At 70.5% G+C, this 14,820-nt stretch carries 13 protein-coding genes; 6 read left to right on the plus strand and 7 right to left on the minus strand.

Annotated elements, in window-relative coordinates:
- Window positions 1-26: 26 nt before the first annotated feature.
- A complete protein-coding gene (locus HLV61_RS00410) occupies window positions 27-2,759 on the plus strand; it encodes a putative bifunctional diguanylate cyclase/phosphodiesterase (RefSeq protein ID WP_369251838.1) in 2,733 nt (910 codons plus the stop codon).
- A 186-nt stretch (window positions 2,760-2,945) separates the two neighbouring features.
- Window positions 2,946-4,466, plus strand: coding sequence for a flagellin N-terminal helical domain-containing protein (locus HLV61_RS00415; protein ID WP_369251840.1), 1,521 nt, complete (start codon window positions 2,946-2,948; stop codon window positions 4,464-4,466).
- Window positions 4,467-4,982: 516 nt separating this feature from the next.
- Here HLV61_RS00415 and HLV61_RS00420 read toward each other — a convergent pair.
- From HLV61_RS00420 to HLV61_RS00435, 4 genes are all read right to left on the minus strand, one after another.
- Complete coding sequence (locus tag HLV61_RS00420; protein ID WP_369251842.1) at window positions 4,983-5,855, minus strand: tyrosine-type recombinase/integrase; 873 nt, start codon at window positions 5,853-5,855, stop codon at window positions 4,983-4,985.
- Window positions 5,856-5,891: 36 nt separating this feature from the next.
- Complete coding sequence (locus tag HLV61_RS00425; protein ID WP_369251844.1) at window positions 5,892-6,095, minus strand: hypothetical protein; 204 nt, start codon at window positions 6,093-6,095, stop codon at window positions 5,892-5,894.
- Between the two features lie 81 nt (window positions 6,096-6,176).
- Complete coding sequence (locus HLV61_RS00430) at window positions 6,177-6,653, minus strand: helix-turn-helix domain-containing protein (protein WP_369251846.1); 477 nt, start codon at window positions 6,651-6,653, stop codon at window positions 6,177-6,179.
- Window positions 6,654-6,777: 124 nt separating this feature from the next.
- Window positions 6,778-7,104 (minus strand): DUF732 domain-containing protein, encoded by a 327-nt coding sequence (locus HLV61_RS00435; RefSeq protein ID WP_369251848.1) that lies wholly within the window; start codon window positions 7,102-7,104, stop codon window positions 6,778-6,780.
- 544 nt (window positions 7,105-7,648) lie between these two features.
- Here HLV61_RS00435 and HLV61_RS00440 point away from each other — a divergent pair.
- The 3 genes from HLV61_RS00440 (at window position 7,649) to HLV61_RS00450 (ending at window position 9,202) form a co-directional block, all read left to right on the plus strand.
- The gene (locus HLV61_RS00440) at window positions 7,649-7,900 is read left to right on the plus strand and encodes a hypothetical protein (protein WP_369251850.1); all 252 of its coding nucleotides are present in this window, start codon (window positions 7,649-7,651) and stop codon (window positions 7,898-7,900) included.
- Window positions 7,901-8,054: 154 nt separating this feature from the next.
- Window positions 8,055-8,507 carry a hypothetical protein gene (locus tag HLV61_RS00445; protein ID WP_369251852.1) on the plus strand — a complete coding sequence of 151 codons (453 nt, stop codon included), beginning with the start codon at window positions 8,055-8,057 and terminating at the stop codon, window positions 8,505-8,507.
- A 449-nt stretch (window positions 8,508-8,956) separates the two neighbouring features.
- Window positions 8,957-9,202 carry a hypothetical protein gene (locus HLV61_RS00450; protein ID WP_369251854.1) on the plus strand — a complete coding sequence of 82 codons (246 nt, stop codon included), beginning with the start codon at window positions 8,957-8,959 and terminating at the stop codon, window positions 9,200-9,202.
- A gap of 326 nt (window positions 9,203-9,528) precedes the next feature.
- On the opposite strand, the gene HLV61_RS00455 is transcribed toward HLV61_RS00450, so the two are convergent.
- The 3 genes from HLV61_RS00455 to HLV61_RS00465 form a co-directional block, all read right to left on the minus strand.
- A complete protein-coding gene (locus HLV61_RS00455; RefSeq protein ID WP_369251856.1) occupies window positions 9,529-9,945 on the minus strand; it encodes a hypothetical protein in 417 nt (138 codons plus the stop codon).
- Between the two features lie 1,832 nt (window positions 9,946-11,777).
- Window positions 11,778-11,981, minus strand: coding sequence for a hypothetical protein (locus HLV61_RS00460; RefSeq protein WP_369251858.1), 204 nt, complete (start codon window positions 11,979-11,981; stop codon window positions 11,778-11,780).
- Window positions 11,982-12,382: 401 nt separating this feature from the next.
- A complete protein-coding gene (locus tag HLV61_RS00465) occupies window positions 12,383-13,177 on the minus strand; it encodes a hypothetical protein (RefSeq protein WP_369251860.1) in 795 nt (264 codons plus the stop codon).
- An 826-nt stretch (window positions 13,178-14,003) separates the two neighbouring features.
- Here HLV61_RS00465 and HLV61_RS00470 point away from each other — a divergent pair.
- A complete protein-coding gene (locus tag HLV61_RS00470) occupies window positions 14,004-14,411 on the plus strand; it encodes a hypothetical protein (RefSeq protein WP_369251862.1) in 408 nt (135 codons plus the stop codon).
- Window positions 14,412-14,820: the final 409 nt, after the last annotated feature.

The following is a 14,820-nucleotide window of genomic DNA, read 5'->3' on the forward strand; positions in this document are numbered from 1 at the left end:
ATCCGTGCCACGCCGATGCCGGTCCCGTGTCGTGGACCATCGATGGACCCAGCGGGACCGCCGGCAGCAGTCGGCCGGCCCTGCGGCATGCGCCCGCGCTGGTCGTCGCCCTCGTCGCCGTCCTGCTCGTCGCCGAGGGCCTGGCCTACGGGACGGCCACCGGCACGGCGCTGTACTTCACGGTGCTCGGGATGGCGGTCGTCGCCGCCTGGGCGGGCGCGTCCCGCGGCGGACGGCAGCTCCCCGCCGTCCTCGTGGCCCTCGGCGTCACGCTGACCTGCACCGGTGACGTGGTGTGGCAGGTCCAGACGTCGCTGACCGGGTCCGGCGCGGACGTCGGCCCCGCCGACGTCGCGTACCTGGGCAGCTACGTCGCCCTGGCCACCGCGCTGGCGCTCATGGCCCGCACCCGCCACGCCGACCGCGACCAGCGGACGTCCGGCTGGATCGACGCGCTCGTCGTGTTCGTCGCCGCGCTGCTGGTGGTCTGGGAGCTGTCGATCGCCGCCACCGTCCAGGACCCGACGCTCGGCGGCGCCGACCGCGTCGTCCTCTCGCTGTACCCGGCTCTCGACGCGGCGCTCATCGGCCTGGTCGTGCGGCTGCTGGCCACCCGCCGGCAGGGGGAGCGGGCCTCGCTGGCCGTGGCCGTCGCCTGTGCCTGCTGGCTGTTCTCCGACGTCGTGTACCTGCTCGACGTCGACGCCGACGACCTCGGCTCGCTGCTCGACGCCGGCTGGCTGCTCGGCAGCGTGCTGCTCGCCGCCGCCGCCTGGCCCGGCTCCGCCTCCCGTTCGGCCGGGGACGACGCCCGGCCGGCGGTGTCGGGCCTTGCCCGCCTGGCCGTCTGCCTGGGCGCGCTGCTGGTCCCTCCGACGACGGAGCTGGTCATCGACTGGGCCGGCCGCGAGCACGCCGCCGGTGCGGTGTTCACCGCCATGGTCACGCTGACCGTCCTCGTGTTCGTCCGCGCGGCGCTGCTCGTGCGCGGCGAGGCGGCCGCCCGGGCGCTGCTGCGCTCGCGGGAGCGGTTCGCCGCCAAGCTCACCGCGCACTCCTCCGACGCGGTCGTGGTCGTGTCCCACGGCGGGCGGCTGCTCAGCGACCCCGCGCCGCTGGCCGCGCTGCTCGGCGTCGCGCCGGCGGACGTCCCCACCACCGCGGACGTCGTCCGGCTCTCCGGCGTGGACCCCGAGCTGGTCACCGCGCTGTTCGTCCGCGCCGTCCGGGCCGGCGGCAGCGTCGTCGACGCCGAGCTGCCCGCCCGGCACCGCGGCGAGGACCGCTGGATCGGCGTGCGCCTGGTCGACCTCAGCGCCGACCCCGACGTCGGCGGCGTCGTCGTCCACGTCACCGACGTGACCGGCCGCCGCCGGGCCGAGGAGGCGCTCGCGCACTCGGTGCTGCACGACGGGCTGACGGGCCTGGCCAACCGCGCGCTGTTCACCGACCGCGTCGGCCAGGCGCTGCGCCGGACGGTGCGCGGCGGCGGCTCGGTTGCGGTGCTGTCCCTCGACCTCGACGGCTTCAAGGCGGTCAACGACTCCCTCGGCCACGCGGCCGGTGACGCGCTCCTGCGCGAGGTCGCGAGCCGGCTGCGCGCCGCGGTCCGCGCCGACGACACCGTGGCCCGCCTGGGGGGCGACGAGTTCGCCGTGCTGGTCGAGCAGACCGGCGAGGGCGACGACGAGGCCCTGCTGACCGCTGCCCGCGCGCTCGAGGTGGTGGCGCGGCCGGTGGCGCTGCCCGGCGGCGCGGTGACCGTGTCGGCGAGCGTCGGTGTGGCCGTCGGCCGCGGGGACACCGGCGGTGCCTCGCTGATCGGCGACGCCGACCTGGCGCTGTACGCGGCCAAGCTGGACGGCCGCAACCGCGTGCAGCGGTTCGAGCCGGGCATGCGCGCGGCGGCGCGGGCCGCCCGCGAGCTCGAGCAGGAGCTGCGCGGCGCGGGGACCCGGGGCGAGTTCCGGCTGGTGTACCAGCCGGTGATCGGCCTGACCGACCGCCGGGTCACCGGCTTCGAGGCGCTGCTGCGCTGGGACAGCCCGCGGCTGGGCCCGGTGGCCCCCGACCGGTTCGTGCCGGTGGCCGAGGCCGCGGGGCTGATGGACGAGATCGGCGCGTGGGTGCTGCGCGAGGCGTGCAGCACCGCCGCGGTCTGGCGGCACCGCCACCCGGGTGCGGGGGCGTTCACGATGGCGGTGAACGTGTCGGCCACCCAGTTGGCCTCGCCGGACCTGGTCGGCTCGATCGCCCGCGCGCTGGCCGAGAGCGGCCTGCCGGCCGGTGCGCTGGTGCTCGAGGTGACCGAGACGGCGCTGGTGGGCGACCCCGAGCGGGCGGCCGCGTGCCTGGCGGCGCTGCGGGCGCTGGGCGTGCGGCTGGCGCTGGACGACTTCGGGACCGGCTACTCCTCGCTGGCGCACCTGCGGCAGTTCACCGTGGACGTGCTCAAGATCGACCGCTCGTTCGTCAGCTCGATGGCCGAGGGGGAGCCGCTGCCGGCGATCGTGCGCGGCACCATCGACCTGGGCCGCACGCTGGGCCTGGAGGTCCTCGCCGAGGGCGTCGAGCACGAGCACCAGGCGCAGCTGCTGGCCGAGGGCCGGTGCGACACCGCGCAGGGCTACCTGTTCGCCCGGCCGCTGCGGGCCTGCGACGCCGAGGCGCTGCTGCTCGAGGAGGCCGCGGCCCGCGCCGGGATGCCGGCGATCGTGGCGCTGCGCTCTGCCCCCCGGGCGCTGACCCGCCCGGCCTGAGGCGTCCGCCGCCGACGGTGTGCGCTGACGGGGCCTTCCGGGTCCCGGAACGCCCCCTCGGCGCACACCGTCGATCGGGTCGACGATCCGACGGATTCGAGTCCAGGACGGGCCGCATGGTGCCGTTGTGACAGGAGGTGCCCGCCGCACGGACGCAGCGGGCCCGGACGGCACGGAGGCGCGCAGATGGGTCTGGGTATCGCCACGGACGTGGCGGCGCTCGGTGCCTCGCGCGCGCTGGCGCAGACGGACCGGTCCGTGGAGACGTCGCTGCGGCGGCTGGCCTCCGGGCTCCGCATCGCCACCGCCGCCGACGACGCCACGGGGCTCGGCGTCTCCGAGGGCCTGCGCGCCCAGGTGCGCGGGATGACCCAGGCCGTGCGCAACACCCAGGTCGGCGTCGGCCTGCTGCGCACCGCCGACGCCGCGCTCGACGGCGTGCACGCGATGCTGCGGCGGATGCGCGACCTCGCCGTGCAGGGCGGCAACTCCGGGCTCCTCGGCCCGCAGGCGACGGCCGCCGTCCGCGCGGAGTTCGAGCAGCTCAAGGCCGAGATCGACGACGTCGCGGCCCGGACGTCGTCCCACGGCATCCGCCTGCTCGACGGCACCTACGACCGGCTGTTCCAGGCGGGCGCCGGGGCCGGGGACACCGTGCGCGTCGTCCTCGCCGTCTCCGGCCGGGCGGTGGACGTCGCCGGGCTCGGGCTCTCCGACGTCGACCTGACCGGCGGGCTCGGCCTGCAGCACACGCTCGACCCGGCCGTCGCCGTGGAGCCGGGCACGCCGGCGCCCGCCCGGCTCACGCTGGCGGGGACCTACACCTCCGGCGCCGCCTTCCGCGCGCTGACCGGGACGGTGGAGTACGACGGGCGCACCCTCGACCTCGGCGTGGTCGACTGGACGGGCGCGGTCACGGCGCAGGACCACCTCGACCGGCTCGACGCCGCGCTGGGTGCCGGCTCCTTCACCGCGTCCGGCTCGGGCCTGGTGTTCACCGGCGCGACGCCCGGCCCGGCGTCGCTCCCCGCCGACGCCGCCGCCCTGACGCCGCGGTACACCGGCGGGGCCGCCGCCACGGTGGACGCCGCCGTCCCCGCCGCCCGCAACACGCCCTCGGCCGGCCGGCTCCTGCTGGCCGGCGACTACGTCTCCGCCGACGCGTACGCCAGCAGCTACGACGCGCTCGTCGGCACGGTCACCTACGGCGGGCGGACCTTCGACCTGAGCTCGGTGGACTACACCGGCGCCGTCACGGTGCAGGACCGCATCGACCGGCTCGACACCGCGGCCATCGCCGCCCTCGGCACGACCTTCAGCCCCTTCGTCGCGACCGCGACCGGGCTGGTCCTCACCGCGCCGACGCCCGGGCCGACCTCGACCGCCGCCGACGCCCGGGCGATGACGCCGTACTACGCCGGGGACGCCGGGACCGCCGGCACGCTCCGGGCGATCGACCGGGCGATCGGGTGGGTGTCGGACCTGCGGGCCTACGTCGGCGCGATGGACAACCGGTTCTCCTCGCGGGTCGACCGGCTGAACGTGTCGATCGAGAACGCGACGGCGGCGGAGTCGCGGATCCGCGACGTCGACGTGGCCGGCGAGGTCACCGCGCTGACCCGGAGCCAGGTGCTGGCCTCGGCCGGGACCGCGATGCTCGCCCAGGCGAACCAGTCCGCGGGCCGGGTGCTCGACCTGCTGCGCTGAGCGGGTGCGCTGACGCCGCATCCCGGCATCAGAACGCTGCGTCAGCGCACCCGCCCGCCGGGTGGCCGCGGGTCACCCGGCCAGGTGGCGGTGGGCACCGGCCGCGCACGCGCTGTCCACAGATCGGCTGACGAGCCTCCTGCGGAACCCGTGCGTCTCCTTATCGTCCCGTCGTCCCGAACGGGGTCGGGCAGGCGAGACGGGGGTGCAATGCCGACTGTGACGAGCGCTCTCGACGTCGTCGACGGCGAGGTCCGCGAGCTCGTCCGGCGTCGCGGGCTCGACCCGTTCAGCGACCCTGCGCCGGTCCGCGTGCTGGTGCGCGACGTCATCGCCGACTACTCCGAGCGGTCGCTGACCTCGGCGCTGCCGCCGATCGGCGACGCCGAGTCGGTGGTGCGCGACGTGCTGGACCGGGTGGCCGGGTTCGGGCCGCTGCAGCGCCACCTCGACGACCCCGAGGTCGAGGAGATCTGGGTCAACTACCCCTTACAGCCGTTATGCCTGGTCAGGACATCAGTTCACCCCCTCAGTCCGCACGGAGTCCGCACCGTGCCCGAGGACGTCGCGCAGCATCGCCGACGACGCCTTGCGGGTCCGATCCTCAGCGGTCGGCCACAGGTGGCTGTAGACGTCCAGGGTCAGTGACGGCTTCGCGTGGCCGAGGGCGCGTTGGACGGTGACGACGTCACAGCCGGCGGCGATCAGGCCGCTGGCGTAGAAGTGCCGCAGGCCATGGATGTGCAGTCCAGCGGTCCCGGCCGCCTTCACGGTTCGCTGCCACCACGAGTCCACGGTCGACGGGGGGAGCGGTCGGTCCGCGCCGTTGTGGAACAGCCATCCGGACGGTGCCGCGCCGTGCTCCTTGATGTGCCGGGCGAGCATCTCGGCGAGCTCGTCGGCGATGTAGACCTCGCGCTTGGACGCGTGCTTTGGGTCCTTCACCTCGGCGCCGAACTTCGGTTTGTACTGCACCTGCCGCTCGACCCGCAGCGTGCGCTTCAGGAAGTCGATTGCGTCGATGTTCAGTGCGGACGCCTCACCCAGGCGTAGGCCGGCGAAGGCGCAGACGCCGATGTACGCGCGCATCCTCGGCTCCGTCGCCGACAACAGCTCGGCGACCGCCTCCGGAGTGGGCACCTCGACCTGCTGCTCGCGGCTGGTCGGCTTCTTCGGTGGCCGGCTGACATCCACGGTCGGGTCAGTGGGGATGCGCCGGTCGCGCACGGCGGCACGGAAGATCGTGCGGACCGCAGTGAACCGGTTGGCGATCGTCCGCGGAGCCAGGCCGTCGACATGCATCTGCTTGACCCAAGCCTCAAGGTGCGACCCGCGGATGTTCTTCAACTGGAGGTCGCCGAACGGCACCGAGCGGGCCACGAGGTTCATGTGGGTGACCGTCCCCGGCGCCCACACCTGGCGCTGCTACCAGTCGGCGAAGTAGGCGCGGAAAGTCATCTTCCCGGCGGCCGGGTCGACGTACTGGCCGGTGACCCGGGCTGCGGTCATCTCGTCGAGCCACCGCTGGGCGTCGACCTTCCGGTCGAAGTGCCGGGCGTGCTCCTTGCCGTTCTCGTCGCGGTACCGCGGCCGGTACTTGCCGTTCGGCCGGCGTGCGATGTTACCCACGAACGGTGATCCACTCGTTGACCTGCGCGAGGGCCTGGCCCCACTGCTGGAACGCCTCCTCGCGGGCTGCGCGCGCCTGCTCTAGCTCTCGCTGGGCGTCCGCCGCCTGAGCGTCGGCGCCTCGAGCCGCCGGTTGGCCTCCGTCAGTTGCTCCTTGGCCTTCGCCAGGTTCATGCGCGCGACGTGGTGGTCCTCGTTGACCCACGGGGTCAGAAGTTCGGCGATGTCGACGCCGAAGATCGTCGCGACGGCTTCGATCTCGTTGACCCGGATCGGGCGGGTGCCCTTCTCCAGCTTGTAGACGGTGGGTTGTTCCATCGGGTAGCCGAGTTCCGCCACCTGCTGGCCGAGTTGCGCCTGGCTGAGCCCACGAGCCGCGCTGCGGCCGGGCGACGTCGTCTCGGGCCGGCCTTGCGTGGACCGGCACGGCGGGTGGGCGTTCACCACCGTCACGGCCGACGCAGGTGCCGGCTTCGACCTGTCCCGATTGTGGTTGTGTGCCGAGTCCCGGGCATCGCGTGGGTGACTGTGGCTGACCTTCACCGCATTGACCTGCACCCGGACTTCGCCACCTCGTTGCCCAAGGTGCTTTCCACACTGGGCCAATGACAGTCTGCGCCCATCAGCCTGGCTGCACCCTCTACTCGGTGAACTAGTTGCGGCACGCCTTCGCCGCGGCTAATCACTCAAACTCTGCGTGAGCGTCTGGGCAGAGATGCTGAGCAGCCGCCGTAGCCAGTACGAGAGCGTCTCCAAAATCGATGCCCTGAGAAAGGCTGAGAGCATCCGCTGACTCAAAGATGCGATACCCGTCACGGTAGCCGTCGCAGACGGCGTATCCAGCCTCAAGCACCTCTTCCTCGCCCCAAACGGGATAGCCAACGCCGGCCATCCCAACGTCAACCAGGTAGTCCTCTTGGGCGACCGGCGACAGTTGCTTGTCGAAGAGTGCACAGCCCGCCAGGACCGGCAGAGCGAGGGTGGTGACGACAAGTAGGCGGCGAGACACCGGAGGACGGTGACACGGCGTGCATGTGATTGACGATCAACCGCACGAGTGACATAGAACTGTGGCTGTGCCGATCCGCCTGCTCTCGGCCTCCAGGTCGGCGGCGCCGGCGCGAATAGCGCTCGACGCGTGCACAGTTCATCCCTCCCTGAAGGCCTGCCTGGCCTACGCCGGTGGCCGCCGGCGAGCGCGATGCGTGTGGGGCCGCCTACTGCCCGCCGAGCGGCGGTCGCTCCGCCTCGACGCTGCCTGACCACTCGAACCACACGATGTCGTGTCGCCCAACTACCTCAACTGGGCCCTCGATCGTCAATGTTCGACTAGTCAGGGACAGCTCCATCGGCGACCGCCCTGAGACGAAGCTGGCTTCGCAGCCCTGCAGTCTCACGCTCGCGATCGCTGTACGACAACGCTGCCGCCGCCCAGTAGGTCACCACGTCACTGCGGCGACCGCAGCGCCGAAACGGATACGGGTCGCTCACAGGACGTCACTCCTGCGGGGTGTCTAGCGTGGGGCGTCTCAGGCGACGGCTACACCCTGAGGGTGAGCTCCACCGTTCGCCTGCTCGAGGAACGCGTCTTCGACCCGCCCCGCAACGTCGAGGTCCAGGCCGACGGGCAATGGTGGGCCGGTCATCAGACGGCATGGCGGCTGTGCGACGACGGCTTCGGCTGGCGGGCGGCGGTCACCTGGCGACGGCTCCATGACCACGACTGGGGGCGGCACTTGACGTCAGTGAGGCCGGAGCAGGTACGGCTAGTCGACCAAGACACCAATGACGGCAGCGAAGGCTGAGGCGCCTCCCTCGACGGAGTGATCCCGTGCCATGGAACTGGATCTTCCGCATCCCACTGCCGACTCTCCGTATGACTCCGCTTACTAGTTGTGATCCTTGGCGGGGCAACAAAGCCGTCGGCGATTGGGCCGAAAAGACGAGGAGCAACACGACATGCGGATCCGCTACACCGCCTCGCTGATGACGACGGCAGCGGCCTTGACCCTGACCGCCTGTGGAAGCAGTGGTGCCGAGACCCCCGAGGCTGCCATGCAGGGGTACATGGACGCCGGCCTCGCGGGCGACTTCGAGACGGCCTGCAGTTACCTCGACGAGACCTGGGCCCACGTCTGGGACTACTGGGGCGCTTCGTCGTGTGAGGCTGCGATGGCGGAGGAATGGGACGCTGAGACTGTCCGGGACAACCGGCACTTCCAGGTAGTCACCGACAGCTTCGTCGCCGTGGACGACCACCTCATTTCGCTCGAAGGCTTTCCTGTCCTCATCGCCCGCGACGACCCGGGCGATTACGACGACGGTTTCAGCGGCAGCAGCGTGAACTGGATTGAGGCCTTTCGCGAGACCCCCGAGGGTTGGAAGCTGACGGCCAAGGACGAGCTCAGCTGACCCCCCTCCCCGACGTGACAGCGCCCCCTGGCTAGTTCTCGAACCGGGGGGCGCAGTCGTTTACCTGATACCCGCTCACACGCGGATGCCACGCTCCCGCGCGTCGGCGATGGCCTGCCGGTGTCCGGCCTCGTCAAGTGCGGACGAGACGGCGAGGACGCCGGCGTCGTCGATGAAGGACCAGGGCTGCGCGATCTGCGCGGCGACAACGCCGATTCTTGAGCCGCGATCCGTGCTGATGTACGTGGGTCCTCGGCCTCCTGGTCAGGGTGGGGCTCAAGGCCCCGCCCGGTGTTCACCCACCGGACGGGGGCCGTTCTCTTTCCACAGGCTGTCGGTCCGCAGATAGTCCGCAGAACTGCCATCTCTGGCCGTCAACTGTCAGCAACAGCTAGCACGTTCTCGCAGCTCAGCCCGCAAGTTCGATCGGCTGACCGTGGCACTTGCGGATGCGTGGCAAGATCTGGGTCAACGAGCCCGGCCGGGTGTTAGTCGCCCGCCGCGGCCGCAGCGAGCTGACCACGACGATCCTCGGCGCCGGCGAGCTGGCCGACCTGGTCGAGCGGATGCTGCGCAGCTCGGGACGGCGCATCGACATCAGCCAGCCCTTCGTCGACGCGATGCTGCCCGACGGCTCGCGGCTGCACGTCGTAATCCCGGACATGATTTCGGGGTCCGCCCGGACCAGCGCCTAAGGACGCCAGTACGGCTCTGACCTGCGGTTTCAACGTTGGTGGTGGGTGGCGCTGACGTGACCCAGACGGAGGTGTTGCGGACTAGCTGCGGACTGGCGGCGGGCCTGTGGCCCGACGCGCTGACTGGGCCCGCCCGTGTGGGCTTCGATGAGTGCCTCCGCTGTCCCTGAAGGCGGCTTCAGGGACGGATCAGCGCAATCTGGCGGGGCGATCGGCACGATCTGGCCGCAAAGTCGACGACCCGTCCATGCCAGCGAGAGGACAGCGCTCTAGCCGATGTCCTGAGGGATTTGTTCCTTGACGTCCCTGGACCGCAATCGCGTAGCTCACCGCCGCTCACGGAGCCGCTCTCGGACAAACAAGATTGCGAGCAAGACTAGGGCCACCAAGCCCAACATCAGCACTATCCATCCGCTGAAGAACAGCCAGCCCGGCAGCTGAATGTCTGCTTCGGACCCATAGGCCACCAACGCGACCGCCGTGGCCGCAACGACAAACGTAAGCAGGACGCGCCGACCCTGAAGCAGGCGGTCCTGCCTTGGGTCTAGATGCCTCGAGTCGCGCTCCACCAGCTTCTGGACCTCGCGTTGGAGCAGTGATCTCAGCGGCGCAGCCAGATCTTCTGTCGGCATGTCTTTGAGCAAGGCGACGTGATCTCGGACCCGCCGACGCAGAGTCGGCCACCGAAGCGTGGAGACGAGCGTTACGGCGGCGGTGACCAGCACGCCTATGAGCTCGGTCATCCCGAGCAGAGTAAACCCGCTCAGGCGGCTACCGACGAGTCAGCTTGCAGCCAGCGGACCACGACCATCCTGGCCGACGTGTCCCCAAGTGGGCCGCTAAGGGTTACAGCCCCGGTCGGCCTGTGCAACCACCCCCAGCCGCTGCGGCAGCGCTCCACGGACCACGGCGGACGATCGCCCGAACGCTCGCGCCTCACCGTCGTCACATGCCTCGCAGACTGGTTCGCGTCTACGTCGAGACCGACGATGACGGCTACGTGCGGTTCGTCAATGACCTGTGGGCAGCCCTGCCCCACGGTGAATACCAGGTCGTCCTTGACAGCAAGGCAAACGTTGACCGTGCCCATGCGGACTACGACGCCCGCTACCGCGGGGCACCGCTCTGGATGACTGAGGATGCCGCGGAGGGTGACACAGACGCTGCAGGACCAGGCTCGACAGTGGGTGAAAGACGAGGGAGACGCAGCGGCAAGCCCGCTCAGTAAAAGTCCGCTGACACGCAGTCCCGGTGCGCTCACTGCTTCTGGCGGGTGTCCCGAAGTGGGCCGCTCAGGGGCGCCCACCTGCTTGACCTTGGAGACTGGCTCCCACGCGCTCAGGTGTCAGGCGGCGACGGCGACTTGCCCCAGTGATCTTGGGAACGAATCATGGCCGATATGAGCCAGCTCCAGGGGACCGTCGATTGGCCAGCGCTCCTGCTTAGCGTGGCGGGCACTATCGGCGCAGTCACCTTGCTAGCTCAAGGCGCATGGCTCTGGGCGGCCATCGTCTTCGTAGGGTCGATGGTTGCTGAACTGCTCCTGGTTCTGGCGCGACGCCGGCGGAAGCAACGCCTAACGAGTCTTTGACGACCTGGTGCCCCTTAGTGGGCCGCTTAGGGACGCGACTGCCTGGTCGGCTGGTGAGGGACTACTGAGGCCCGTCAGCAGCGGATCGCTCTGGCGCGGCTGCTGGCCGCACTGCGGCTGCCGGCGGGCGAGGACGGCGACCAGCAGGCCGGCGCCCGTCCTCAGCGCCGTACCGGCGTCCGCGGCACCTACGGCATTCGGGGCGCGGTCTGATGCGCCGCCGGGAACGGTCGGTGCCGGCCTCGGCTACCGACGCTGAGCCGCCGCAGGAGCTGCTGCGGTTCGTCCCCTCGCAGGCACCGCCGATCGGCCCTCACGGGCGGCCGATGCCGTGGGCGGTGCAGTGGGACGCCGACGAGTTCGCCGCCTTCCTCCGGGCCCGGGCAGCGTGGCGGGACAGCCACACGTCGTTGCTGCCCGGGCTGCCGGCCCGCGAGCGGGTGGCGCTGCAAACCCTGACCCTTCGTGCCGCGCTGATCGAGGACGAGGACCGGGCCGCCAAGCAGCCCCCGGCGTGGGCACTGCGGACACAGGGCGACCGTTCCAGCCGCGGAGAGGTACCGGTGCCCTCACCCGGGGTCAACCGCCTGCGCCCGAGGGACGGGGCACCCGGGTGGGTGAGCGGTGAGGCGGCGCGCGGAGCCAGTGGCGGTGAACGCGCCGCTGCGTCTGCAACAATTCGTGCCGGAGGAGTGGTCGGTGCCGCCGCTCAAGGATCATGCGTCGGTGTAGGAGGTGGAGCGGTGGGATTCCCTCGGCCGGCTCCATGCGTGGCGGGAGGCCCGGCGCGCCTTGTCTGCGGAGCACGGCGATGTGCTCGGCGATCCACTAGAGCGGCTGCTGCTTGAGCGTGCAACGAGGGCCGCGTATCGGCTTCCAAGCGGTCACGTCCCGTGAGCGCGCCCCGCTGAGATCCTGAGGTCCTGGAGCACCGGTCAGCCACGACCAGCCTTGATCGCGACTCACTGATTCCGGTCGGCCGAGCTACTTCCCCCCGACCGTAGCCGCCCAGCGGTACCAGACGCGGCCTGACGCCCCAACGACTTCCGTCGGCCCGATGACCTCAAGCGTCGACCAATCCGCGACCTTGTCCTGCGTCGCCAGGATCTCGCGCAACTGACCACGCAGCGCATTGACCGCCCGGTCTAAATCGGGATAGGGCAGTGCGGCAGTGGCCGTGTATGACATGTGGTCAGGGTCACAGGACGATGGGCCATCGTGAACGAGTTAGTCACGCCATGTCACTCGGATGCGTCACTCGGCGTGGCTGTACGGGTGACCGGCTACACCGGCGTCGTGGTCATCTCCATCCGTCTGCTTGAGGAGCGCCGCTTCGACCCTTTGCCGACGTCCTGGTCCTTAGCGACGGCCAAATGGTGGCCCGGGGGACAGACTGCTTGGCGCCTGTGTGACGACGGGTTGGGCTGGCGCGCCGCCGTCACCTGGCGCCCAGCGGCACGACTACGGGCTGGGTCAGCACCTGCTGTCGGTGCAGCTGGAGCGGGGTGCGACTTCTCGAGTGATCAGTTAGTGCCTTTGGCTGCGCCGGCAAAACCCCCGGGCTGTGGCTCAGCCCGGGGGGTTCATCATCAGGACTTGGCCACGGTCCAGGGCCCGTCAGCCGTGACCGTGATCACCACCGTGCCGGCCGGGATAAGCGTCTCGCCCGAGTAGGCGCCGATCTCGTTGACCAGCAGGGACCGCGAGTCGCCGATCGCGTGCACAGCGAAGTTTGATTCGCCCTGGTGCGTGAAGGTAACTGGCGTAAGGCCCTCCGCCACACCCGCGACGAGCACGACGCTCGGCCCCTGCCCCGCGTACGGCGCAATCCCGTCCCATCGAGGCGCCGTGGACAATGCTGCGGAACTAACCGTCCACTGGCCGTCCGCCTCGATTCGCAGGGCCGCCGCCTCCTGACCTTCGAAGAAGTTCAGCGGCAGGACTCCCGAGAAGGAGCCGATCTCGTTGACGAGGAGGTCTAGGTCCTGCCCTTGGGCGTCCACCGCCCAGACGGCGAAGTTGCGGTTGCCGTTGTGCGTGATGGTGGCGGCCCGCGGGTCGGTGGCGGTCAGGGTGACGACGGAGGTGCCGACGCCTGAGTACTGCTCCGGCGGCGGCGGCGGCGGCGGAGGTGGTGGCGGAGGTGGTGGAGTCGAGGTCCTGGGAGTCGAAGTTGTAGGCGTCGGCCGGGCCGAGCTAGTCGAAGCCGACGTTGAAGGGGTGCGGGGCGAGGATGAGGCCGAGACGGTCGGTTGCTCCGAGTTCGCGGCCGTCATTGGATCGTCGTCGGATGCCTGCCCACCAACGATTCCGGCGATGACGAAGACGAGGGCCAGGGCGACAGCTGCCCACAACCGCCGGTACATATAGAACGGCTTGTTCACCCTTGGGCCGCTGGGCGAGGCGGGCGGCCACTGCTGGGCAGGAGGCGGACCTGAAGGTGGGGGAGGTCCAAGCGGGCCAGCCCGCCAGTGTGGTGGCGGGGGCGGAGCCGGCGAGCCCTCCGGCGGCCCCCACTGCTGATAGGGCGACCTGCGGTCGGGCGGCGGCTGTGGCGGCTGGGCAGGGTCGTGTGGCTCGCTCATCATGCTCCCCGTCGAGTTGGGAAGCAGAAACTACACCGTCCGTTCCCATCGAAGGGGGACGATGGATTCGGCTGGCGCTGACGTAACCCCAAACGGGTAAGGAGCCGAGCTGGGGGACTGCGCCGCGATGGCAGCTCCCGTAATCCTTTGCTGGTGGAGTACACGGCGGCAGCCGCACTGCCGTACGACAACCCCGACCGAGCCGCTGCCAGCCTATGCGGACAACTTCGTCTCATGGCTGTCGCAGCGGGTGCGACACCGGACTGGTCGACCTTGACCGTGACAGGTCCTACCGCCGCTGCGGGGCGCCACCGCGGTCAGGTGTGGTTCGAGCGGAAAGCCACCGTCGAGGTTGCTGGCGGCCACGATCTCACCGACCCGGTGCTCGAAGCACTCGTGCCCCAACCGCGGCGCCCAGCCATCGACGCCCCACTCGACGAAACCGCGCCGCACGGCTGACTTCAACCCAGCGGCATGATCCACAGGCTGTGCATTTCGCTGTGACGTAACGGCCGCCCAGTGCTCGGCGGCGCCTATCCTGGACGGCAGCCGCGGCTTCTTCCCGACGCGCTCGGCGCAGTGCCGACACGTCCCCGGTGCAGACGAGCATCGAAGGACGAGCACCGTGAGCGTCGAGAACCGGCTGACCGTTGAGCAGCTTGCCGCCCTGGTACCCGGCGATCCGGTCACCATCGAGACCGGCGCCGACATGAGCCGGCCACGACAAACCGCCGGCACCGTCGTCCGCGCCGACGGGCCGTTCATCTCAGTACGTGTCCGCAGCCCTCGTGGCGCGGCCTACGTCGAGCAGTTTTGCCGGCGGGACGGCAGCCGGGTCGGCGGCCGAGGTCGGGCCGAACTGGTCAACGCCGCAGCGCATGAACGGTCCAACGAGGCTTACGAGCGCACCCGGCGCATCGACTCGCTGTTCCGCGACTGGGCTCGCCACCGCACCGACGTGGAGAGGTTGCGCGCGCTGCACGAGGCGATCGGCGAGTGCCTTGAGAGTTTGACCGAGACGGCGTCGCGGTAGGACGCCCGCTAACCCGCCCCGCCCTGGTCGTGAAGTCCCCGGGGCGGGACGGGTGACATCCGGTGGCGCCAGCTCGGCTCTACGGAATCCCCTTGAAGCGGTGCTCACATCTATGTCCCGTTGTCGGGCTACCGGAGCCGCCTTGATGTCGCCAGTACGAGCGGATCAATCCTCCTGCGCCTTTGGTTCGTCAAGAACTAGAGGGCGCTGGCAGGAAAGTTTGCTCGGATAAACGCCCCCAATTCGTTCGCGAGGGCTCGCAGTCGAGTCGCCGTCGCCGCAAGTTCTCCCGGCGAGAGAGTGGCAACATTCTGTGAGTAGTCGCGCAGTAGCTCCGTTACGCCTTGATGTTGGCGGTAGCGTTCGTCTGCTATGTGTTTCATATCAGCCGCGAGCTGTGGGGCATACG

Origin of the sequence: Geodermatophilus amargosae, assembly GCF_041028265.1 — a bacterium.
In the GTDB taxonomy this organism is placed as follows: Bacteria; Actinomycetota; Actinomycetes; order Mycobacteriales; family Geodermatophilaceae; genus Geodermatophilus; species Geodermatophilus amargosae_A.